Here is a 24,302-nt window from a genome sequence, read left to right on the forward strand (position 1 = left end):
TGGCTTAAAGAATTAAGAAAATTGATAATGAATGCAGTCGTAATTGCAGTGTGCTTAATGTTAGCACTCAGTTTAGCTAGGGTGAATGTGGTTATTGCCCTGACCGTGAGCGCCCTCGTGGCGGGATTGGTAGGCGGAATGGATCTGCACCAAACTATAGATGCCTTTAATACAGGCTTAGGTGGCGGCGCACAAATTGCGCTCAGTTATGCATTATTAGGTGCTTTCGCTGTCGCACTATCGCATTCAGGCTTAACGACGCTGATTTCTAGAAGCATCATTAGTAGCCTTGGACAAGATCCTAATCCCACTAACACTAACTGGGTACGCTGGTTACTGCTGTTATCGCTACTCGTCATGTCGATGGCTTCACAGAATATTTTACCGATCCATATCGCCTTCATTCCGATTTTAGTGCCACCACTCTTACATGTGATGACCAAACTGAACATCGACCGTCGCCTTGTGGCTTGTGTTCTCACCTTCGGCCTAGTCACCACCTATATGATTTTACCAATTGGTTTTGGTGGCATTTTCTTAAATGATATTCTGCTTTCCAACTTAACCAGCAATGGCTTAGCCGCTGCTCGCGAGCAAATTCCGCCAGCCATGTTAATCCCTGCCGCGGGTATGGTCGTAGGATTACTCACTGCAGTATTCATCAGTTACCGTAAACCTCGGACTTACGACGAGGCAAAAGTGTTGGTCGCTGAACCTGAAGAAAATCTCAACAAACGCAATATCATCATTGCTGCACTGGCGATATTAGCCACTCTCGTCGTACAACTCGAAACTGACTCTATGATTTTTGGTGCCTTAGTCGGCTTCATGATTTTCAGTTTTTCGGGTGCCTTGAAGCATGTCGCCGACCAAGATATCTTCAACCAAGGTGTGCGAATGATGGCCAATATCGGCTTTATCATGATTTCAGCCGCTGGCTTTGCCGCTGTAGTGAAAGAAACCGGTGAAGTGGGTACGCTTGTGGCCTCGCTTAGCGACATCATTGGGGATAATAAAGCCCTCGCAGCCTTTTTGATGCTACTGGTTGGGCTACTGATCACTATGGGAATTGGGTCGTCTTTCTCCACCATTCCAATTATCGCGACGATATATGTACCATTGGCATTGAGTTTTGGTTTTTCAGTAGCGGCCACAATCGCGTTAGTCGGCACTGCCGCCGCGCTGGGTGATGCGGGCTCGCCAGCATCAGATTCCACCTTAGGTCCCACTGCAGGTTTGAATGCCGATGGTCAACACGACCACATTCGTGACAGCGTGATCCCAACATTTATCCACTACAATATTCCACTATTAGTGTTTGGGTGGATTGCGGCCATGGTGTTGTAAGTGTTATCGCAGATGTTTACATTACCGGATTAGAAAGTAACAACAGCGCGGCATTCTCCGCGCTGTTTTTTATCTCGGGTATTCACTTTATTGCGGGCAGCTGGTTAACTTACTGATTCACTCGATAACTCACGTACTAATTAACGTAATAATTAAGATGTCGGGTCAAGTTTGCGACTCCCTTGCCTATTCTTTTTATCTTCATATAACGCTTTATCCGCCGCTTGTAGCACTGCCTCAAAGGAAGCATAATCTTGCGAATCAGCCACACCGCAGGAGACTGTCAGCACATTTAAAAACTGCCGCTCTGCGACCGCCTGACGTAAATGTTCAGCCAACAATAAAGCCCGTTCAAAAGTACAATTGGCTAAGATAACGACAAACTCATCACCGCCGGTTCTGATTAACAAATCATTTTCTCGAAATACACTGCGCATCGCATCAACAATTTGCATGATCGCCATATCCCCGAGTTTATGCCCATAGGTATCATTAATGGTTTTGATTTTGTCGCCGTCCACGCAAATCACCGCGTAATGCCCCTTAGTTGCGACATCAAACAGTGTGGTCTCATAGACTTTCTTATTATAGGTTCGAGTAAAAGCATCCAATAACATCGCTTCACTAAACCGTTGACGCTCAGTACGAAGTTTCCTAAAACGATTGATATTAATTTGAACGAAGAAGATCACGATAGATAACAAAAACCACAGGGGCAAATTCCACACAATGAAACGAAATATACTGATTTTATATGTCAGTGAAGTCATGTTATCTAAATGATTTGTCATCGAATAAAACAAGAACTCCGGCGTCAGTTCAGCCCAAAGGCTATCTGTCGTGATCACCAACTCAGTACCATAATCCGTTTTCTGCAATTCAACATGTTTATTACGCATAAAAACCGACGTCATTAAGGCCGTGTCGGCAATAACATCACCGATGAAATGATTAGGATCATTAGATGATGAAATCGGTGATGCCATCGATAAAATGACTTTCCCACTGACTTCATCTTGATAAGGAATGGATAATACGATTCCATCGGCTAAGGACTCTGGGGTCGCGTCTTTCGCGCAATAGTGCAGACTCTGACAAAACTCATTCGTTGAAGTACGGTCTTTAATCAGCCGCGCTTTTACGTCCTCAGGAATTGGGGAGGCAAAATACATGGCATCACTGCGATAAAGTCCCACATACAGGAATATATCTTCGACATTGGTCTTTTTACTGGTTTTACTGGAATAGAGATAATCAAAATAGCGTAATACTTGCTCTTCTTCTGCGGAAAGCACTCCCCCTTGCGGCAGCATTAATCTGGAAGGGTCGAGTTGAAAAAGCGCTAAAGAGGATTTATTGAAATCAATAATATCGTGCAGAGATAAGCTTTTACCGAGCAGTTCAATATAACTCGGTGTAAGTTGCTCGTTTTTTACAAAAGACACAAAGGATTTATGCTCTCTATCGATTTTAAACGGTAATAGAATAAGTAGGAGTACGACAAACAAGAGGGTCGCAAATTCAAATGATCGACGCAATAATAACCAGTTGAGAGCCGAATTTCCCATAATTCCTCTTAATCCCTGTTCTACCGACAATGTACCTTGCACAAAACGTAAACTGCGATCAATAAAATTGCAAAATAAGCCAATAAAAACAACTTCAATAGATAATTATTATTTACCTTATCCTAAACTTTAGCAGCTTAAGATAAAGTTGTTATTACTGTATTGAACAAAAACAAAAAGGGAGCCTAGGCTCCCTTACTGACCACATCCGCTCAATTGAGCATCATCAACTCTGATTATTTAGCAACTTTGGCTATTTAGTACCAAAGATTTTATCGCCCGCATCACCCAGACCTGGCAGGATATAACCTTTCTCGTTTAAGCATCTATCGATAGCGGCAGTATATAATTCGATATCCGGATGCGCCGCTTCTAAGGCTTTAATGCCTTCAGGCGCAGCCACTAGCACTAAGGCCTTAATTGAAGTACAACCTCGCTTTTTCAATAAATCAACGGTCGCAATCATAGAACCACCTGTCGCCAACATAGGATCGACAACTAAGGCGATACGCTCGTTCATGTCGCTGGCCAGCTTCTCAAAATAAGGCACTGGCTCAAGGGTCTCTTCATCACGGTAAATACCGACAACTGAGATACGCGCACTTGGAATGTGCTCGAGTACGCCGTCCATCATGCCCAAACCCGCACGCAAAATTGGCACGACAGTGACTTTTTTACCTTTGATTTGATCGACTTCAACCGGACCGTTCCAGCCTTCAATCGTCACCGTTTCAGTTTCGAAATCTGCGGTAGCTTCATAGGTTAATAAACTACCCACTTCGGCGGCTAGTTCACGGAAACGTTTAGTGCTAATGTCACCTTCGCGCATTAAACCGATTTTGTGACGCACTAAAGGATGTTTAACCTCGACAACTTTCATTTTTCTCTCCTGCTTATTTTTCGGCGTATTATTTTAGGCAAATTTTTCAGATTCTAGTTGATTTGTTTACTAGGTAAAACAGAAAGTTTTGCCATTCGGTCTAATCGTGAGCTATCTCGCAAGAATAATCCCCAATCGTCTAAGATACCTACTGTGATTTACTATTTTGTGACCAAACTCAAGACCTCTAAAAATAGAATATCTCGCATTCAGACCAAAAAAACTCCGCCGAGGGGCATAAATCCAAATCATGACTTTCGACCCCTAGCACAAGCTGGTAGAATACCGCCGCATAAAATCCAATAACGATGTACCCGAGAGGATCCCTCCGTGAGCACACCTACCCCACTGAGCTATAAAGATGCCGGCGTTGATATTGATGCAGGTAATGCACTGGTAAGTAACATTAAAGCAGCCGTTAAACGTACCCGTCGTCCAGAAGTTATGGGCAACTTAGGTGGTTTTGGCGCCCTATGTGAAATCCCCACTAAATACAAGCAACCGGTTTTAGTGTCTGGCACCGATGGTGTTGGGACTAAATTACGTTTAGCTATCGACTATAAAAAACATGACACTGTCGGCATAGACTTAGTCGCCATGTGTGTGAACGATCTGATCGTTCAAGGCGCTGAGCCACTGTTTTTCCTCGATTACTACGCAACAGGCAAGCTCGATGTAGAAACGGCAACGTCCGTCGTCAACGGCATCGGCGAAGGTTGTTTCCAATCTGGTTGTGCGTTAATTGGCGGTGAAACCGCTGAAATGCCAGGCATGTATGAAGGTGAAGATTACGACCTAGCGGGTTTTTGCGTGGGTGTAGTTGAAAAAGCCGACATTATTGACGGTAGCAAAGTGGCAGCGGGTGATGCGCTTATTGCGTTAGCCTCAAGCGGCCCTCATTCAAATGGTTACTCTTTAGTACGTAAAGTATTAGAAGTGAGCCAAGCAGACCCTCAACAAGATCTCAACGGCAAACCGCTGATTGAACATCTACTTGAGCCAACCAAAATTTACGTAAAATCATTGCTCAAACTGATTGAAGCATCTGATGTCCATGCGATGGCGCACATTACTGGCGGCGGCTTCTGGGAAAACATCCCGCGCGTACTGCCAGATAATTTAAAAGCGGTTATCCAAGGCGATTCATGGCAATGGCCCGCTGTTTTCAGTTGGTTAATGGAAAATGGCAACATTGCAGAATACGAAATGTATCGCACCTTCAACTGTGGCGTCGGCATGTTAGTCGCGCTGCCAGCCGATAAAGTAGATGCAGCACTTGCATTACTGGCTGCAGAAGGCGAACAAGCATGGCTTATCGGTGCTATCGCACATCGTGAAGGCAATGAAGAGCAAGTGGAGATCCTGTAATGCCCCAGAGCTGTCGTGTAGTTGTATTAATTTCCGGAAATGGCAGTAACCTGCAAGCGGTTATCGACGGTTGCGATGATAATCTGCAGGCCGAAGTTGTCGGAGTCATCAGTAATAAACCCGATGCCTATGGCCTAGTGCGCGCCCATCATGGCGAAATTGATACCAGCTGCGTGATAGCTCACCAAGGTGAATCTCGCTCTGAATACGATGCACGTTTAATGACAGTGATTGAAAAGTATCAGCCCGATTTAATCGTGTTGGCGGGATTTATGCGGATCTTAACCGATGATTTCGTGAATCATTACCTAGGTCGCATGATCAATATTCATCCTTCGCTGCTACCTAAATATACTGGCTTAAACACCCATCAACGTGCCATAGACGCGAACGATAGCGAACATGGTGCTAGCGTGCATTTTGTCACGCCTGAGCTGGATGCAGGCCCAGTGATATTACAGGCCAAAGTGCCTGTTTATGAAGACGATACGGCTGATATGCTCGCCGCCCGCGTGCATGAGCAAGAACATGCCATTTATCCGCTCGTGGTGAAATGGTTTAGTCAGCAACGTCTTAACATGCAAAATGGCCAAGCCTATCTCGATGGCAACCTTATCGGCCCAAGCGGTTACGCGCCCGATTAGTTCCACTTGACCGTAAGTTGTACCAATCAAAAAAATAGAGACCTTCGGGTCTCTATTTTTTTAACTATTTTCAACAAAAGCATTGTTTTCTTAGGCAATGTGGCATTAGATAACTTAACGAAAAAGTGATTTTTGATCGGCATGACAAGAGACTATTAGATGAAAAATATTATCTGCGATATCGATGGTGTACTACTGCACGACAATAAACTGATCCCCGGCAGCGACAAATTTATCCAGCGCATTTTAGAGCAAGGCAATCCGTTAGTGATATTGACTAACTATCCCGTACAAACGGGTAAGGATCTGCAAAACCGTTTAAGTGCCGCCGGTATTGATATTCCTGAAGAATGCTTTTACACCTCTGCCATGGCAACCGCCGACTTTTTAAAACACCAAGAAGGCAGCAAGGCCTATGTCATTGGCGAAGGCGCCCTCACCCACGAACTCTACAAAGCAGGCTTTACCATTACCGATATTAATCCCGATTTTGTGATTGTCGGTGAAACCCGCTCATACAACTGGGAGATGATCCATAAAGCCGCAGGCTTCATCGCACGTGGCGCGCGCTTTATTGCCACTAACCCCGATACCCACGGCCCAGCTTACAGCCCTGCTTGTGGCGCACTCTGCTCACCCATCGAACGTATTACCGGTAAAAAACCTTTCTACGTGGGCAAACCGAGCGCTTGGATTATTCGCTCTGCACTTAATCATATCGATGGGCACTCGGAAGACACTGTCATCATAGGCGACAATATGCGTACCGATATTTTGGCGGGCTTCCAAGCAGGGCTTGAAACCATTCTGGTCACCAGTGGCGTGAGTAAGCTTGAAGATATCGACAAAGAACCCTTCCGCCCGAACCATGTGTTTGCCTGCGCTGGCGACATCGACGTTGTTTAAATCTTCATTTTAATTAAGCTCATTTCCCAATGTGTGCCCAGTGCTTACAGCGCTGGGCACCATAAACTAAATAGAGGCTGTTCATAATTCTGTGTCAGGTTAATTTCACAAATCGATGTGGTTTTCTAAGCGCCCCTTAAAGTGGATTGAAAGCTGTGACAGTGTCAAACTCCAATTGTGGATAGAGTTACTAGTAACACCTCTAGAACGGCATCACAAACCTCATTTTAAAACAGCAAGTTACCACCCTACTTCTTGCCATATCTACATCACGCGATAGAATGCTTCTAATAGCATTGTTTTGTGAGGCATGGATGGATAAGCAAGAAATTATTGATGGATTAGAGAAACTTAAAGAACGACTACTAAGCGACGTTTATACATCGTTTAATGATCGAGGTGCTAACTACGGTGCACGCAGATTTGTAACATGGAAACATGTTACTACGGCTTTTCTTGAAGAGAATATGCCTCGAGAAGTTAAACACTTTAATGCTTTGTTCGTGGTTTATGCTGTTTTATTACGCCGAACAGAAAGCGATGCTGACTATTTCTGGATAACTGATGGAGAGAAAACATATTCATATTTAGATTCGTTAATTCTTGATATCCAAAATGATGAATATGATTTCACCCCAATCAATAAGGAAGTTAAACAAGTGGAAGCAACACCTAAAGAAAAATCAAAAAACGTGTTTATCGTGCATGGACACAACAACGAAGTCAAAGAGCGAACCGCCCGCTTCATCCAAAAGTTAGGTTTTGAACCAATCATTCTTCACGAACAAGCTAGTGGCGGCAGCACTACAATCATCGAAAAAATCTTGGAGTATGCTAAGACAACTGACTTCGCGATTGTCCTCTACACCGCTGATGATGTAGGTGGAATAAAGAATACAGAATCGAGCGGTCTAAAACCAAGAGCAAGACAAAATGTTGTCTTCGAACATGGCTTATTGATTGGTCTACTTGGGCGAGAAAATGTTGTGCCATTAGTTGCTGATAACATTGAGATACCAAACGACATTAGTGGTGTGGTTTACGTCAGAGATGACTGGCAAACAGCTATAGCTAAAGAAATGAAGAAAGCAGGTTACGAGATCGACTTCAACAAGCTTTTCTAAGTTTTGATTGAAAGCCCTTACTAAATACATAAGCGTATTGTTGTTACAGTAAGGGTTACATCCTAAGTCAGGTGCCAATCATTACCGATACCACCCCCAACAACCACCACGGTCCCGCTTACAGTTCGGCCTGTGGAGCCCTGTGTCCACCGATATTTTGGCAGGCTTCCAAGCGGGGCTTGAAACCATTCTGGTCACCAGTGGCGTGAGTAAGCTTGAAGATATCGACAAAGAACCCTTCCGCCCGAACCATGTGTTTGCCTGCGCGGGCGATATAGATGTTGTTTAAACAATTATCTAAACCTTTGTCTAACCCTGCGTAGCCAGTCATTCTGCAATTACCCATGCAACACGCCTCGCCCAAAGGCGTATTGCATAGGGTAAAGCAACATTAAGTAACATATTCGCCTTCTTCTCAGCCTTGTGGCTCACAGCGGCTTGCTTCATGATAAGTCTCGCTTCTGATTGATTAACAGAAATCTAAAATACCTTAATTAAAACAACAGTAGGATTAACCTATGCGACGTCTGTATCCCCTCTGTGCGTTGGCCATGCTCAGTGCCTGTAGTCCGAATGCATCACAGCCTGATGGCAACAGCACTTTGGCTGAACTCAAACCAGTGCAGTTTAATGAAGCGCGCTTTAGAAATGATATTAAAGCCCTGTCATCCGATGAATTTGAAGGTCGTGCGCCCACCACTCACGGTGAAAAACTCACCTTGGATTATTTGACCAAAGCCTTTACAGAGATGGGACTCAAGGGCGCGTACCAAGGCAGCTTTTTACAACCAGTGCCTATGGTGAGCTATACCGCAGATGAAGCACAGCAAGTCACGCTGGCAGGATTACCCTTTAAATACCGAAAAGATCTAGTGCTCAGCAGTCGCCACGATAACGGTGGTATTAGTATTGAGAACGCACCATTAGTCTTCGTCGGCTATGGGGTGAACGCACCCGAATATGGTTGGAATGATTACCAAGATCTCGACATGAAAGGCAAAATCGCGGTGATCTTAGTGAACGATCCCGGCTTTGCTCGCCCTGACTCGGGTAAATTCAACGGCAAAGCCATGACCTATTACGGCCGTTGGAGCTACAAATTTGAAGAAGCCAGTCGTCAAGGCGCACTCGGCGCACTGATTATCCATGATACCGAGCCCGCCTCTTACCCTTGGTCCGTGATAGAAAATAGTTGGACTGGACCACAGCAAGATCTGGTCCTCAGTAAAGCAGAACAAGATAGCCGTATCCAAGTCGAAGGCTGGCTTACACTGGACGCGGCTACGCAACTGTTCGATAAAGCCGGTTTATCACTGCCTAATTTAATGGCGCGCGCCGCCGACAGCTCAATCAATTTACCCCTTGAACAAACGGCCAACATCGCCTTTAAAAATAAAGCCGAATACGCAAATAGCTACAATGTGGTCGCCACACTCCCCGGCAGCACACAAGCCAACGAGCAAATCCTCTACACCGCCCATTGGGATCACATAGGTAAAGACGAGACGAAAGAAGGCGATCAAATTTATAACGGCGCCATGGATAATGCCTCAGGCACTGCCGGCATTCTCGAAATCGCCAGACAATTAGCCGACAATGCGAAACAAGGCCATGGTTTAGCGCGCTCGGTCACCTTTATTGCCACCACAGGTGAAGAACAGGGCTTACTCGGTTCACGCTATTACGCCGCTAATCCACTTTATCCTATCGACAAAACCGTGGCAGTGTTAAACCTCGACAGCACTAATATCTATGGCAAAACCAAAGACTTTACCATCGTCGGCAAAGGTAAATCTGAGTTAGAAACTTATCTTATCGATGCGGCTAAACAACAAAACCGCATCGCCATGGGTGAGAAAAATCCCGCTTCGGGCGGTTTCTTCCGTTCAGATCATTTCAGCTTTGCCAAACTAGGCGTGCCCGCCGTCTTTGCCGGCGGCGGTAGCGATCCCGTTGATGAAGCCACGGCTGCTTATAAAACTCAGATGCAAGCTACAATGAAAGGCTGTTATCACAATGTCTGCGATGAATACCGTGAAGACTGGGATTTGAGCGGCGCGCTGCAAGATTTGCAAATCTACTACCAAGTCACACGCACATTGAGCAACAGTAAAGATTGGCCGGGATACTATCAAGGCACAGAGTTTAATAGCCTGCGCCCAGCCAAAACGACGCTGGTAACGGACGCAAAATAACAGGCTAAGTCAGTGGCTTCTTGCGAGAGACAGTTGGGTTAGTCATCTCTTATTGGCGTCTGCTTGAAATAAAGCGCCTCCTCCGCCAGCCAAAGCGCCAAACAAGACCTACAAGCACGTGAACCATTCACGTGCTTTTTTGTTTTCAGCTCACAAAAATGCCGTTATCGCGAAATATCCATTCCACAACGCCATTATGAATAGGCTTATGCCATTTGTTGATGTCAAACTCGACGCATTAATTGATTAAAAATAAAACACTTAAACGAGCCAACTCATTATTTATGGTCTTTTTTAACGGTTTTTCTGTCATCGACACTTTTTTAAAACACATTGTGAATTCCCCAAAACCCCTCATGCCAAATCAGACAATAAAAACAAATCATCAAAAATAACTCGAATTAAATGAATTATTCTCAAATAAAATCGCTAAACATAAACATCTAAATCAATAAAAATACCAATAAACAGATAAAACATCAAAAATAGTATTTGGCAAATACCTAAATTGCTGGCACATTAAACCTCAATTGAGACATCCTCAAATGACAGACAGTGTGGGAGTTGTACTATGTGTTCAATCTTTTCGATTTTAGATATCCAATCTGATGCCAAAGAACTGCGCCAAGTCGCGCTAGAAATGTCTAAGCTCATGCGCCACCGTGGCCCTGACTGGTCAGGTATTTATGCCAGTGATAAGGCAATTCTTGCCCACGAACGTTTAGCGATTGTTGACATTGAACATGGTGCTCAGCCACTGCTGACCGAAGATGGCAGTTTGATCCTCGCGGTCAACGGCGAAATCTATAACCACAAAGAATTGAAAGCCCAGCTAGGCGATAAGTACAGCTATCAAACCAACTCTGACTGCGAAGTAATCTTGGCGCTGTATCAAGAATACGGCACTGAATTTCTTGATAAATTAAACGGTATCTTCGCCTTTGTGTTATATGACAAAGCCCAAGACAGATACCTTATCGGCCGCGATCACATGGGTATCATCCCGCTATACACAGGCCGTGACGCTGCGGGTAACTTCTATGTTGCCTCCGAGATGAAAGCGCTGATGCCAGTGTGTAAAACGGTAGAAGAATTCTTACCGGGCCAATATTTGTACTCAAGCGATGCCGCCGCGGTGAAATACTACACTCGCGATTGGCAAAGCTATGATGCGGTTAAAGATAACCCAGCCAGCCAAGAAGAATTGCGTGACGCATTAGAAGCGGCGGTCAAGCGCCAATTAATGTCAGACGTGCCCTATGGTGTGTTGCTGTCGGGCGGCTTAGATTCATCGATCATTTCCGCCGTGACGCAAACCTTTGCTAAACGCCGCATTGAAGACGATGGCGAAACCAACGCTTGGTGGCCACAGTTACATTCCTTTGCCGTCGGCCTTGAAGGTGCGCCAGATTTAATCGCCGCCAAAAAGGTAGCCGAAGCGATTGGTACGATTCACCATGAGATCCATTTCACCTTCCAAGAAGGCTTAGATGCGATTAAAGAAGTGATCTATCACTTAGAAACCTACGATGTCACCACCATACGTGCTGCCACGCCAATGTATTTAATGGCGCGTAAAATCAAAGCGATGGGCATTAAAATGGTGTTATCGGGTGAAGGTGCTGACGAGCTATTTGGCGGCTATTTATACTTCCATAAAGCGCCAAACGCACAGGCATTCCACGAGGAGTTAGTCCGCAAACTCGATAAGCTGCATCTGTTCGATTGTCTGCGAGCCAACAAAGCCATGGCCGCTTGGGGGTTAGAAGCTCGCGTGCCCTTCCTCGATAAAGAGTTTATGGATGTGGCGATGCGCATCAACCCTGAAGCGAAAATGTCTAAGGATGGCCGTATTGAGAAACATATTCTGCGTAAAGCCTTTGAGCACAAATTGCCAAAAGAAGTAGCGTGGCGTCAGAAGGAACAATTCAGTGACGGCGTTGGCTACTCTTGGATTGACGGTTTGAAAGAACAAGCTGCAGCGCGTGTGGATGATTTACAATTGGCGAACGCGAAATTCCGTTTCCCATACAACACGCCAGAAACCAAAGAAGCTTATTTCTATCGCTGCTTCTTTGAGGAACATTATCCACTGAGCGGCGCTGCAGAAACGGTTCCAGGCGGTAAATCCGTCGCCTGTTCAACGCCAGAAGCATTGGCTTGGGACGAAAGCTTACGCGGCATTATCGACCCATCAGGCCGAGCAGTACGCTCTGTACACACCTCAAGTTATTAATAGCCTAACGTTGAAGGACTAAGTTCATAAATTAGGTTAATGAGCTAGATTGATGAACTGGTTAATACAGCCAACCACAAGCGCTACCCTAGGGTGGCGCTTGTGTTTTAATACTTTTTACTTTTATTGCTTACTCACGTACAAAATGGTGACTTAGCTAAAATACCAAACTAGGCCGACAGCGCACTGAATGGCTTGATTTGAGAGTGAGCTTGAATGTGGGTTTGAGTGTGAGCGTTGGTTTGCACTTGAGTTTGAAAATAAGCATTACTCTGCGTCAACGCCATCGGATCTAAGCTTAAAAACTGCTTTCCAGCACTCAGCCCCGCATGATAATCATGGCGTAAATCCGCATCGGTACTGCCCAGCAATTTACTTTGCAAATTTTCAGCAGCAAAAATCTGCACTATCTCCACATCCTCTGGCGGATTAGCGATGAAATCCAATTCATCCTGATAGGCTTGTTCGTGCTGCACTAAGTAATCTATGGTTTTCGGACAAAAGCCAGAAACACAAATCCAAGATTTGAGCTTATGCACCCAAGCCGATTGCGCCTGAAAATCCTCACTCACAGTACGGATCACCACAATTTTGCGGGCACCACGACGATAGGCCTCACGCACAGGTAAAGGCGCAGCTAAACCGCCGTCGAGATAAAAATCACTATCAATACCTTCGCTTAATGCTGTGCCGTGACCAGAGGCGCTATGATTAGCCGCGCCGTTATTACAGGCGTTGTCACTCAGCCAAGGCGTGAGTTTCACCCCTTGTTTATACAAAAATGGTAATGCGCTAGAAGCTTTTAGCAATTCGCGCCACTGGCTTTTACTGCTTGGACTTAAAAAATAACCCTTGCGATCACTGGCATTCGTAGTTGTGATCAGTAACTGCCGATGACCGAGTGAGGCTGTTGCCGCGTTAAGATCTAATTTAAACATCCCTTGTCTAGTCTGCTCAAAATACCAATCTAAATCGACCACGTTACCGCCGACTAACCCGCGACCGAGTCGATAGAAACGTTTATGGCGCGATAAACCGCGGATTAAGCGTTTGGCATAACCCTTTTGGCGGGCCAAAAAACTGCTGAGATTCTGTGAGCCTGCTGAGGTACCGATAAACAAATCAAAGGGATCGAATCTGCCATCAAGCCAAGCATCGAGCACGCCTGCGGTAAATATACCCCGCTGACCGCCACCTTCTGCAATCAGGGCCACCTGTGGGCTAGCGTTAGATTGAGGGTCTTTGGAGGCTAAGTGGCTGACGGCGTGCATAGGAAAACCTTATCGAATAATTCATATAAGGCGAGTCTAAACAAGCTGAATCAGAAAGGATAACGGATAGAAACTATCATCTTAATAGGTAAACACTATTAAGATGATAAGTCACACAAGGTTAATCCATGCTCAAGGCACGAATACAGACAGAGAGCTACGGCGGTTATTCGCGCAAGATTAACCCATTCGCTCCAGCTTGCTCATCATCCTTAACGAACAAGCTATTTTTACATCAATGCATTAAAACTTATGACTCAGTTCAAGCGTGATATTACGCGGCTCACCGGGGAAATGGCCATTACGCTCGCTAAAACCACTGACGGCATATTCTTTATCGAAGATATTTTTAAGATTTAAGCGAACTTGAGTTTGATCCCACAGGGTCGTCCAGCTCATGTCAAAAATCGTATGGGGCTTCACCGTTTGGCCATCGAGGCTGAACTGCTCGCCCACATAGTCCATACCAAAAGCAATCGCCGAATCGAGTGCATTGATATCGTAACGGGTCCATATCCCTGCTTGATGGCGCGGCGCATTGGCAAAGTGCTTACTATCAAACGTATTGGTTAAACTATCGTTCGTTACCCCTTTAACCACTTCGGTCTCGTTATAGGCATAGTTTGCCGTGACGGTCAGGTTATCGGTTAGATCCCCCACCAGCGTCCATTCAAGGCCTTGACTGTGTACTTCACCCAAATTAAGTAAAGCGGGAATACCATCGTCATCGCCAGTATCTAAAGGGTTAGCTTGGGCGACATTTTGTTTTTCAATGCGATATACCGCGAGCGTGGTCATAAACTGGCCATCAAGCCATTCATTTTTCATCCCAAGTTCAATTTGATTGCCCGTTTCTGGATCGAGGAAACCATCACCAATATCTTCCGCTTGATTGGTTAAAGATGCTGGATTGAAGCTCTCAGAGTAATTCAAATAAAAGGACATTGAATCAATTGGGCGATAATTAAGCCCTGCCCTTGGCGTTATCGCGTTATCGCTGAAGGAGAAACCGGTATTTTTATCATAATCATCAAACTGGCTAAAACGCAGACCGGCAATCAATGACCACTGTTCATTAAAGTGCAGATGTTCCTGTACATAAATGCCGTAACGGTTAGCGCGGGTACCATCGGTATTTTTATCCTTCAAGTTGTAACTATTAGGGTTGGTTTCACCATAGTTAAGGTCAAAAATATTCAAGTTACCAACACCATCTTTATCAGTCGCCAATTTGTACTGATATTCGGTTTCGACATAGTGATAGTCGCCGCCGAACAGGAATTCATGTTCAAAACCTAAAGCATCGAATGCATAGACAAAATCATTGGTTAAACTGATTTCATCATTAGCCCGTGCTTGAACTCGGTATTCACGCTTAATGGTGCCATCACCCATAATGGGCTTTTTATTGGCATCTAAGGTCGCCCAACCTCTCGATTCATGATATTGCTGCGTGGAATCATTATTCAGATAACGGATCTGAGTCTTGACCGAGAAATTATCGGTAAATTGATGATCGAGAATCGATTGCAGCACCAGTGCATCCATCTTCTGGAAGTCACTCTTCTCATTGGCATTATAGGATGGCGCAACCAGGAAGTTACCGTCATTATCGACAGGAACGCCGCGCAGTCGATTGCCACCTAAATCCTGCTTAATAATATCGAAAGTGGTAGTGAGCTTAGTATCATCACTGATTTCGTAGAGTAACCCACCCGCCACTTCGGCATTTTGGCTATCGGCATTATTTCGAAAGCTATCTTCCTGCTGATAATAGGCGCCAAAGCGATAGGCAAGATTTTGGGTTAAGCCACCGGTGAAATCCAGCGAGCCGCCCATCATATCCTCGCTGCCCGTACTTAAGGTCAGCTCTTTACTCTCGACAAAGGTTGGTTTTTTAGTGACATAGTTGATCATGCCGCCGGGTTCACCGCCGCCATAAAGTGCGGATGCTGGACCTTTTAGCACTTCAACCCGCTGCACATTAAAGAGTTGCGGCACTGAAAACCCCGAATAGGGATCGCCCCTTACCCCATCATAAAAAACGTTGGCATCGTCACGGAAACCGCGAAAGGTCACGCCGGAATAACTAAACTCACTCACGCCCGCGATTGAGCGGTATAAATCGGTAATATTGCGCGCGGCTTGGTCGACGATTAACTGCTCGGTCAGCACTTGCACAGACTGCGGCAATTCCATCACATTAATCGCCGTCTTAGTGCCAATCGTCGTTTCTTTATCGACGTACATTTGCATTGCGCGGCCATGGACTGTAATACGCTCAGGTGCTGCGAGTTTTATCTCCCCATCGGCTGCGGATTGAGTCGATGCAGGACTGGGGACTGGTGAGCTCGTAGACAAGGTCTGCTGTGGAGCCTCTTTATCGAGTACAGTTTCAGCGGCGAATGCCGACTGATGTTGAGCAAGTGCAAGTGCGATTAATGAGTAAGCGAAACGAGTCTTCACAGAATGTCCCCAGCGCGAGCGCATAAAAATGGCATAAACCAAAGGGTTTACAAATGTATTCAAACGAATTGGCCGTCATTATAAAGAATGATTTACGAATGACAATAATTATCATTTGAATTTACGCAATTGTGAGACGCGTTTAATAAATCATCGACATCAACCCACATAATCCTTGTTATGTTTGGTTATGAATCAAACAAAGGAGCGCCAGTAACACAAACCTTCGATGGAAGTTTTAATGTGGAATGAAATAGAGACTCACAGCATCAAGCTGAGTATTTGCGTGCAGCTTAATAAAAACAATAAGTTAAAGATTTAAACAATATAAAAATAAAAACCAGCGACAAGACGCTGGTTTTGACTGTTGTTGAGCTGTTTTTAAGCAAAGGCTTAACTCAGCCTATAAGGTGAATGCTTAAAAGATAGCTTCATCCAATTGAGTTAGCATTTCACTCGCCTGCTCGATTTGCTTACGCAGACTGCGACCTTGCACCGCCCAGTAAGCCATGTAGAAATCGGCAGTTTTCAATTTGGCCTGATAAAATGCAGTTTCTTCGGTGCCCTGCTCCAGCGCCGCTAATGCCACTGCGGCACTTCTGGCCCACATCCACGCCAGCGCAGTCACCCCAAATAACTCCAGATAAGCCATAGAGGCTGCGCCGATAATGTCAGGATTGGTCGCCGCATGGGTCGCTAAATAACCACTGGCCTTTTGCAAATCACCCGCACAATCCATTAAACCACTCACGTAAGGTTGCATCGCCGCATTCGTGCTATGTGACTTAATAAACTCTGTCACTAACGCCGACCATTGCTGCATCGCCGCGCCGCGGTCGCTAAGCAACTTACGTCCCACTAAATCCAATGCCTGAATACCGTTAGTGCCTTCATAAATCAGTGCAATACGGCTATCACGCACAAATTGCTCCATACCCCACTCATGAATATAACCATGTCCGCCAAACACTTGCTGTGCATCGACACAGGCATTAAAACCACGGTTAGTGATAAAACCTTTCACCACTGGCGTGAACAGTGCCGCTAATTGGGAGGCAACTTTGGCTTTTGCGGGATCGCTATGACGCTCAGCTTCATCGAGCCATAAAGCTTGTTGTCCAACTAAGGCTCTTGCGCCTTCATTGAAGGCTTTTTGCGACAGCAACATGCGGCGCACATCGCCGTGAACCAAAATCGGATCGGCGGCTTTTTCCGGGGCTTTGGCGCCACTTAAGGCGCGGCTCTGTAATCTGTCTTTGGCATAGGCTAGCGCATTTTGATAGGCAATCTCAGAGACACCCAGACCTTGCACGCCAACGCCTAAACGCGCTTGGTTCATCATAGTAAACATGGCGCGCAGTCCTTGGTGCGGCTCGCCGACAAGCTCACCCAGCGCAGCTTCAAATACCATCACACAAGTTGAGTTACCGTGAATGCCCATCTTATGTTCAAGGCCACTGGCATATAAAGTGTTCGGTGCGCCTAAACTACCATCGTTATTCACTAATACTTTAGGCACGGCGAACAAAGATATGCCCTTCACACCTTCAGGTGCATCGGGCAAACGAGCTAATACGAGGTGCACTATGTTGTCGGTGAGTTGATGATCACCTGAGGAGATAAAAATTTTTTCGCCGGTAATAGCAAAAACGCCTTCAGATACTGGCACGGCTTTGGTGCGTAATAAGGCTAAATCAGTACCCGCGTGGGACTCGGTCAAGTTCATGGTCCCAGTCCATTCACCGCTAACCAGTTTACTCAAATATTTTTGCTTGAGAGCATCACTGCCGTGGGCATGGATGGCGGCATAGGCGCCATGGGTCAAACCGGGATACATGGCAAAGGCCATGTTAGTTGCCGTTTGTATCTCAGTGGCAAAAATCCCCACCACTTCGGGTAAACCTTGGCCGCCATATTCAGGATCGCAGGTCAGCGTCGGCCAGCCATTATCAACAAACTGCCGATAGGCGTTATCAAATCCTTCCGGTGTAATCACCTTACCATCGACCAACTTACAGCCTTGCAGATCGCCGACACTATTGAGCGGTAACATAACTTCAGTACTAAAGTCGGCCATACCTTGCAGGATCGCATCGACAAGATCTGGATCGATTTCATCGAACCCCTTGAGCGCATCTTGCTGATAAATATGTAACATTTCATCGAGGATAAATTGATAGTCGCGCAGCGGCGCTTGATAGACTGGCATAATCGCTTCCCTTTTCTTGTTAGACTGCAACTCAACTAAGTGATCTGACCACTTTGATGCTCTGACCACTTTAGCTAAATCTGCCGAAAAAGAAAGCACCTCAGTAACCGCCACAGACTTTTGTTTACACAAACGAACAGCGAAACCGTAAATTGATCGCAACAAAGCCTTATGTTATCGCGGAAAACTTTGTAAGCTAACTGCCTGTTTTTCTGATACGTCAGCAGAGTTAAGGATATTGTTACTATGGGTTCTGTCACTACTAAAAAGCACGCCAACGGGCTCGATTATGTCGAAGTAAATACGGCGTTATGTCAGGCAAGAATTTTTTTGCAGGGCGCGCAAATAGACTATTTTCAACCCGTAGGAAAACCACCTTTGCTGTGGGTTTCATCGGCTGACGATTATCAACCCGGTAATGGGATCCGTGGCGGTGTACCCGTATGCTGGCCTTGGTTTGGCATGAGTAGTGAAGCGAATTTTCCCCAACACGGTTTCGCCCGTACCCGTATTTGGGCGCTGGAATCGGTAGAAATGCGTAATCAGTTAGTGGATTTACGTTTTAGCTTAAAAATCAGTGAGCAAGATAAAATCTATTGGCCGCATAACACTGAGGTCAGCGTGTTATTCACCCTAGGCGACACCCTAAGCATTAGCCTTGTGAATACCAACTTAGGCGATGAAACCGTCACGCTTACCCAAGCGCTACACAGCTATTTCCCGATTGAGGATATCCACCAACTCAAAGCCAGCGGTTTTAGTGAGTCAAAATACATCGAATTTGCACAAGGGCCTTACCCGCAAACCACGGATGAAGTGCTGTTTGATCGCGAGACAGATCGTGTCTATACCGATCTCGGCCCAGTGCAGTTATTGCATACGCCGCAGGGGATAATCGAAGTCAGCCGTGAAAACAGCCAATCAGCGGTATTATGGAATCCATGGATTGAAAAGTCACAGCGCCTGGGCCGATTTAATCCAGAGGATTATCTGACCATGGTCTGCCTAGAAGCGGCCAATGTATTAGAAGATAAAGTCGTGCTCGCGCCAGGTGAAACCCACAGTTTAGTGACCCATATTCGCTGGAAAGACTAACGATTAAATATCCTAGCTCTTAATGTCCTAGTCAAAAACGATACACACAAAAATGCCCAGTCCTATTTGCCAACGCAATCGAGACTGGGCATTTTTATCACTGCAAAACCAGAGTTTTTATAAGCCTATTTAGCTGATTTCTCTAAGCGCGCCAGTAAGCTAGACGTATCCCAACGGTTACCGCCCATGCCCTGAACTTCTGAATAGAATTGATCCACCAAAGCGGTCAATGGCAAGTGTGAACCATTGCGGCGGGCTTCTTCTAAGGCGATACCTAAGTCTTTACGCATCCAATCGACGGCAAAACCAAAATCATAGCTTTGGCCCCACATCGTCTTGTAACGATTTTCCATCTGCCAGCTTTGCGCCGCGCCTTTGCTGATCACTTCAATGACTTTCTCGCCATCGAGTCCCGCTTTACGGGCAAATTGCAGCGCTTCTGCCAAACCTTGCACCACACCCGCGATACAAATTTGGTTCACCATCTTAGTTAACTGACCTGCACCAACCTCACCTAAACGCTCGGCACAGCGGGCAAAGGCTTCAATCACGGGTTTAACACGCTCAAATACCGCTTCATCGCCGCCGACCATCACAGTCAAGGCGCCATTTTCAGCGCCCGCTTGACCGCCAGACACGGGCGCATCGAGGAAATCAATGCCCTTTTCCGCTAACACTTGATGAAGCTCACGAGCGACATCGGCCGAAGCCGTAGTATGATCAACCAGCACAGTGCCCTTTTCCATCCTATGAATAACACCATCACTGCCTAATACCACTTCACGCAGGTCGTTGTCATTGCCCACGCAAGTAAACACAATATCTTGACCCTCAGCCGCTTCCTTTGGTGTTGGACAGCAGCGACCGCCATAGGTGTCGACCCAAGTTTGCGCCTTGGTAAAAGTACGATTATAAACAGTGACCTCATGGCCTTTGTTCAGTAAATGCCTCGCCATGGGATATCCCATTACGCCTAAACCAATAAATGCAACTTTTGCCATGAGCAGATCCTTAAATAGATAAACAAAGTGAATCGATTCAAAATAGTGGCCGCAGTTTAACATTCATCAACGGTAACGTCAGAGTGAAATCGGAGCGAGTGATAAACGCACTTTTCGCTAGAAACAACAAAGGCGCCTTAAGCGCCTTTGCTGATTTAATTTATGGAGCTATTTCACTACATGGGCTTCCATTTCGGCGCCAATCTTTTTACGCATTTCCATCAAGCGCAGTGCAGAATCCCGCAAATGAATATCATGTTCCGTCTGTGGTATCCACTCAGGCACTGGCGTAGGTAGGCCATCTTCATCAACTGCTACCATGATCACAATACAATGGGTGGTGAGATGACGCTCAGAAACTTTAGGGTCGCCCGCTCGCACATCGATACCGATATGCATAGAAGTTTTACCCGTATAAATCACTTTTGCGCTGACTTCAACGATATTGCCCACCAAAATGGGTTGCACAAAACGAATACCGCCCGCATAAGCAGTAATACAATATTTACCGCTCCAGCCCGCTGCACAGGCATAGGCCGCGAGATCGATCCACTTCATCACAGCGCCGCCGTGAACTTTACCACCAAAATTCACATCCGCAGGCTCTGACAAAAATCTCAGGGTACTTTGTCTATCTATACCAGCCATATAACCTCAACTTATTCAGCCACTGTGGCTCAATGTTTCGTGCAATAGGCTGAGTTTACGATAGAAAGCCCCATTAGCGTAAAAATAATTACGATTGACCTCGTCAAAAAATTCGATTTAACCAAAGTGGCTAATAAGCACGCAGCAAAGCAATAAACTCGGCAACGCTAAACGATAAATCCATAGTTGAAGTTCACTACTGACGAAACGCGTACCCTTAGCAAAAGTGTAAACACCTAAGCCAAACATAAAGAAACCAAGCACTTCGAGGCCAGAGGACATATTGCTATCGCCACCGACATTAATCGCCGTCACCAATAAGGCAAACCAAACCACCACGTAAGCAGCGATTGCTAAGGTAAAAGTCTTGATCCCAATGTCCATGTTTGGATGCCACACTTTAAACTCACCGCGGATCAATTCGGTCAGATTGGCAGTTAATGCGCCAATAAGGGGAACAAGCGGGATCACCGCGGGATTTAACATGACACACTCCATTAAGATTGAATATGTTTGTCATTATCTGTGGTCACTAGAATTAAACAAGCTTGATGAACAAATGTTAACACTATGGATATCATGCAGTTAGAAAGTGACATCCATCACAATAAAGTCATGAGATAACGGAGTTCAACTCACATGAGCAATGAATTTGACCCATAAAAAATGCGCCCTCAGGCGCATTTTTTCACTGTTTTTTACACCATAAATGCGTGTTTTACACTTTCTTGAACAGTAATGAACCGTTAGTCCCACCAAAACCGAAGGAGTTACACAGAGCGTAATCCATCTTCACGTCACGGGCTGTATGGGCAACAAAATCTAAGTCACAACCTTCATCTGGATTATCCAAGTTAATCGTTGGCGGCACGGCTTGGTCGCGCAGTGCTAGCAAAGTGAAAATCGCTTCAACCGCGCCCGCAGCACCTAATAGGTGACCCGTCATCGATTTAGTCGAGCTAACCAGTACTTTATAAGCGTGGTCGCCAAATACTGACTTAACCGCTGCCGCTTCCGCTTTATCACCTGCTGGCGTCGACGTACCGTGGGCATTGATATAACCAATTTGCTCCAGTGATAACTTAGCGTCATTAATAGCATTGACCATAGCCGCCGCAGCGCCTGCTCCGTCGCTTGGAGGCGATGTCATGTGGAACGCATCACCGCTCATACCAAAACCGACTAATTCGCCGTAAATGGTCGCACCGCGCGCTTTTGCGTGTTCGTACTCTTCCATCACCATCACACCAGCGCCATCACCGATCACAAAACCATCACGGTCTTTATCCCATGGACGGCTCGCCGCAGTCGGATCGTCATTGCGTGTCGATAATGCTTTCGCTGCACCAAAACCTGCCACGCCTAAAGGAGAAGTGACATCCTCAGCACCGCCCGCAACCATCACGTCTGCATCACCATAGGCAATGGTACGCGCCGCGAAACCGATATTATGCACGCCCGTAGTACAAGCGGTAGTCACGGCGAAATTTGGCCCTTTCATGCCAAACATGATCGACAAGTGGCCCGAAATCATATTGATGATGGTACTAGGTACGAAAAAAGGAGAAACCTTACGCGGGCCACCATTCATCAATGCGCTGTGACCTTGTTCAATCAACCACATACCGCCCATACCCGCACCAATAGCAGTACCGACACGACCAGGGTTTTCTTTACTCATGTCCAGACCTGAGTCTTGGATAGCTTGGATGCCAGCCGCCATACCGTATTGAATAAAGAGGTCCATCTTACGGGCGTCTTTTTTCGTTACGTATTGCTCAACATCGAAATCTTTTACTGAACCACTGAAACGAGTGGTAAATTCACTGGCATCAAATTTGGTTATCGGTGCAATACCACTCTTACCCGAAAGCAAAGCCTTCCAAGTAGTATCGACAGTATTGCCCACTGGAGTTACTAACCCCAAACCGGTTACCACTACACGACGTTTAGACACGGCAGTCACCTTTAAATGCTAATTTGTTAATTCAGATAGAGGACACAGGGTTTTCTATCATTAGACAATTTCTTAAATAATTTTTATTTAGAAAAATTCGCCAATCTGCGGCGAGCATCTCGTGGATAACAATTAAAACACGATCCAGAGACGATTGAATGGCACGGAGGCAGAATTTGACGGGGGTAAAACAAAAACAGGCGGCAAAAATGCCGCCTGTCTTCAAGAATTCAGAATTACTGATTCTTAGAAACGTAGTCGATCGCTGCTTGAACAGTAGTGATCTTTTCAGCTTCTTCATCAGGGATCTCGGTATCAAACTCTTCTTCCAGAGCCATAACCAACTCAACAGTGTCCAGAGAATCTGCACCCAGATCGTCAACGAAAGATGCCGCTGGCTTAACGTCTTCTTCTTTAACGCCCAGTTGCTCTACAATGATTTTCTTTACACGTTCTTCGATGTTGCTCATTAGTTTTCTTTCCTATTCAAATTACGCACTTGCGTAAGATTGCGAGTAGTTTATTAGATTTGGCTGACAATGCAAGCTTAGTTTTCGTGGTCTAACCACGAAATTTCACTATCAATTGATACAGATCACTACTCAGTTGCGACAGAAATCCCTGCCATTCGCCCTTAAACCATGTACATGCCGCCATTCACATGCAAAGTTTCGCCTGTGATGTAAGCGGCTGAGTCCGAGGCCAAGAAGAGCACTGCGTTCGCAATTTCTTGCGCTTGCCCTAATCGTTCCATCGGAACCTGTGACATGATAGCTTTTTGCTGCTCTTCGGTCAGCTCATCTGTCATATCGGTCTGGATAAATCCAGGAGCGATAGCATTAACTGTAATTTGACGAGATGCAACCTCTCTTGCAAGAGATTTTGTAAATCCAATCAAACCCGCCTTTGCTGCCGAGTAGTTAACTTGACCTGCATTCCCCATGGTGCCTACCACTGAACCGATATTGATGATTCGGCCAAAGCGCTTTTTCATCATGGTACGCATCACAGGTTTTGATAGTCTAAATAACGATGTCAGGTTAGTGTCGATAATATCCTGCCATTCATCATCTTTCATCCGCATCAGCAGATTATCACGGGTTATACCCGCGTTGTTGACTAGAATATCAACATCACCGGCTTTTTCTTTGATCGAGGCGAATAAATGTGTAACAGATTCACTATCTGTGACATTAAGCACTAAACCAAAACCTTTGTCACCCAGATATTCTTGGATCGCCGCAGCGCCCTTCTCACTGGTTGCGGTTCCAATAACCACGGCACCCGCTTCGACCAGTGTCTCAGCGATCGCACGGCCAATACCGCGGCTCGCACCTGTCACCAAAGCCACTTTGCCTGTTAAATTCAGGTTGAAACTCATATAAAC

Annotated in this window: 19 protein-coding genes and 1 pseudogene; 9 read left to right on the forward strand and 11 right to left on the reverse strand. The window is 45.7% G+C overall.

Annotated features, from left to right (window positions below):
* The first annotated feature begins 27 nt into the window (after window positions 1-27).
* A complete protein-coding gene (locus RA178_RS13770; RefSeq protein WP_173496537.1) occupies window positions 28-1,347 on the forward strand; it encodes a Na+/H+ antiporter family protein in 1,320 nt (439 codons plus the stop codon).
* Between the two features lie 152 nt (window positions 1,348-1,499).
* Here the strand turns inward: RA178_RS13770 and RA178_RS13775 are convergent, their stop codons facing one another.
* Both RA178_RS13775 and upp read right to left on the reverse strand, forming a co-directional pair.
* Window positions 1,500-2,915 (reverse strand): GGDEF domain-containing protein, encoded by a 1,416-nt coding sequence (locus tag RA178_RS13775; RefSeq protein ID WP_263138223.1) that lies wholly within the window; start codon window positions 2,913-2,915, stop codon window positions 1,500-1,502.
* Window positions 2,916-3,168: 253 nt separating this feature from the next.
* Complete coding sequence (gene upp, locus RA178_RS13780) at window positions 3,169-3,795, reverse strand: uracil phosphoribosyltransferase (RefSeq protein WP_011789711.1); 627 nt, start codon at window positions 3,793-3,795, stop codon at window positions 3,169-3,171.
* Window positions 3,796-4,125: 330 nt separating this feature from the next.
* On the opposite strand from upp, the gene purM reads away from it, so the two are divergent.
* The 7 genes and pseudogenes from purM to asnB all read left to right on the forward strand — a co-directional run bounded on the left by purM (window position 4,126) and on the right by asnB (window position 12,268).
* On the forward strand, window positions 4,126-5,163 hold the full coding sequence (purM, locus tag RA178_RS13785; protein ID WP_113938786.1) for a phosphoribosylformylglycinamidine cyclo-ligase: 1,038 nt from the start codon (window positions 4,126-4,128) through the stop codon (window positions 5,161-5,163).
* Window positions 5,163-5,807, forward strand: coding sequence for a phosphoribosylglycinamide formyltransferase (gene purN / locus RA178_RS13790; protein ID WP_028760357.1), 645 nt, complete (start codon window positions 5,163-5,165; stop codon window positions 5,805-5,807). Before purM ends, purN begins: the two co-directional genes overlap by 1 nt.
* A 159-nt stretch (window positions 5,808-5,966) precedes the next feature.
* Window positions 5,967-6,713 carry an HAD-IIA family hydrolase gene (locus RA178_RS13795; protein ID WP_028760358.1) on the forward strand — a complete coding sequence of 249 codons (747 nt, stop codon included), beginning with the start codon at window positions 5,967-5,969 and terminating at the stop codon, window positions 6,711-6,713.
* A 314-nt stretch (window positions 6,714-7,027) separates the two neighbouring features.
* Window positions 7,028-7,837 (forward strand): TIR domain-containing protein, encoded by an 810-nt coding sequence (locus tag RA178_RS13800; RefSeq protein WP_263138222.1) that lies wholly within the window; start codon window positions 7,028-7,030, stop codon window positions 7,835-7,837.
* Window positions 7,838-7,985: 148 nt separating this feature from the next.
* Window positions 7,986-8,126 (forward strand): annotated as a pseudogene (locus tag RA178_RS13805) (HAD hydrolase-like protein); the annotation flags it as partial.
* Between the two features lie 229 nt (window positions 8,127-8,355).
* The gene (locus tag RA178_RS13810) at window positions 8,356-10,032 is read left to right on the forward strand and encodes a M28 family metallopeptidase (protein WP_306682308.1); all 1,677 of its coding nucleotides are present in this window, start codon (window positions 8,356-8,358) and stop codon (window positions 10,030-10,032) included.
* Window positions 10,033-10,603: 571 nt separating this feature from the next.
* Window positions 10,604-12,268, forward strand: coding sequence for an asparagine synthase B (gene asnB, locus RA178_RS13815; RefSeq protein ID WP_105252850.1), 1,665 nt, complete (start codon window positions 10,604-10,606; stop codon window positions 12,266-12,268).
* Between the two features lie 170 nt (window positions 12,269-12,438).
* On the opposite strand, the gene RA178_RS13820 is transcribed toward asnB, so the two are convergent.
* The 3 genes from RA178_RS13820 to RA178_RS13830 all read right to left on the reverse strand — a co-directional run bounded on the left by RA178_RS13820 (window position 12,439) and on the right by RA178_RS13830 (window position 18,214).
* Window positions 12,439-13,539 carry a patatin-like phospholipase family protein gene (locus RA178_RS13820; RefSeq protein ID WP_306682310.1) on the reverse strand — a complete coding sequence of 367 codons (1,101 nt, stop codon included), beginning with the start codon at window positions 13,537-13,539 and terminating at the stop codon, window positions 12,439-12,441.
* A 243-nt stretch (window positions 13,540-13,782) separates the two neighbouring features.
* Window positions 13,783-16,029, reverse strand: a complete 2,247-nt coding sequence (locus RA178_RS13825; protein WP_306685412.1) for a TonB-dependent siderophore receptor — start codon at window positions 16,027-16,029, stop codon at window positions 13,783-13,785.
* A 394-nt stretch (window positions 16,030-16,423) separates the two neighbouring features.
* Window positions 16,424-18,214 carry an acyl-CoA dehydrogenase C-terminal domain-containing protein gene (locus RA178_RS13830; RefSeq protein WP_263179819.1) on the reverse strand — a complete coding sequence of 597 codons (1,791 nt, stop codon included), beginning with the start codon at window positions 18,212-18,214 and terminating at the stop codon, window positions 16,424-16,426.
* 246 nt (window positions 18,215-18,460) lie between these two features.
* On the opposite strand from RA178_RS13830, the gene RA178_RS13835 reads away from it, so the two are divergent.
* Window positions 18,461-19,309, forward strand: coding sequence for a D-hexose-6-phosphate mutarotase (locus tag RA178_RS13835; RefSeq protein ID WP_306682313.1), 849 nt, complete (start codon window positions 18,461-18,463; stop codon window positions 19,307-19,309).
* A 125-nt stretch (window positions 19,310-19,434) separates the two neighbouring features.
* Here RA178_RS13835 and RA178_RS13840 read toward each other — a convergent pair whose 3' ends face one another.
* The 6 genes from RA178_RS13840 to fabG all read right to left on the reverse strand — a co-directional run bounded on the left by RA178_RS13840 (window position 19,435) and on the right by fabG (window position 24,296).
* Window positions 19,435-20,373, reverse strand: a complete 939-nt coding sequence (locus RA178_RS13840; RefSeq protein ID WP_371134922.1) for an NAD(P)-dependent oxidoreductase — start codon at window positions 20,371-20,373, stop codon at window positions 19,435-19,437.
* Window positions 20,374-20,478: 105 nt separating this feature from the next.
* The gene (locus RA178_RS13845) at window positions 20,479-20,958 is read right to left on the reverse strand and encodes an acyl-CoA thioesterase (RefSeq protein ID WP_105252855.1); all 480 of its coding nucleotides are present in this window, start codon (window positions 20,956-20,958) and stop codon (window positions 20,479-20,481) included.
* A gap of 117 nt (window positions 20,959-21,075) precedes the next feature.
* On the reverse strand, window positions 21,076-21,444 hold the full coding sequence (locus tag RA178_RS13850; RefSeq protein ID WP_168823881.1) for a hypothetical protein: 369 nt from the start codon (window positions 21,442-21,444) through the stop codon (window positions 21,076-21,078).
* Window positions 21,445-21,676: 232 nt separating this feature from the next.
* The gene (gene fabF, locus RA178_RS13855) at window positions 21,677-22,915 is read right to left on the reverse strand and encodes a beta-ketoacyl-ACP synthase II (RefSeq protein ID WP_006087466.1); all 1,239 of its coding nucleotides are present in this window, start codon (window positions 22,913-22,915) and stop codon (window positions 21,677-21,679) included.
* Between the two features lie 236 nt (window positions 22,916-23,151).
* Entirely contained in the window at window positions 23,152-23,385 is a 234-nt protein-coding gene (gene acpP, locus RA178_RS13860; protein WP_006081231.1) for an acyl carrier protein, read from the reverse strand.
* Window positions 23,386-23,549: 164 nt separating this feature from the next.
* Window positions 23,550-24,296, reverse strand: coding sequence for a 3-oxoacyl-ACP reductase FabG (gene fabG, locus RA178_RS13865; protein ID WP_006081230.1), 747 nt, complete (start codon window positions 24,294-24,296; stop codon window positions 23,550-23,552).
* Window positions 24,297-24,302: the final 6 nt, after the last annotated feature.

The organism is Shewanella oncorhynchi (assembly GCF_030848765.1).
Lineage (GTDB): Bacteria > Pseudomonadota > Gammaproteobacteria > Enterobacterales > Shewanellaceae > Shewanella > Shewanella oncorhynchi.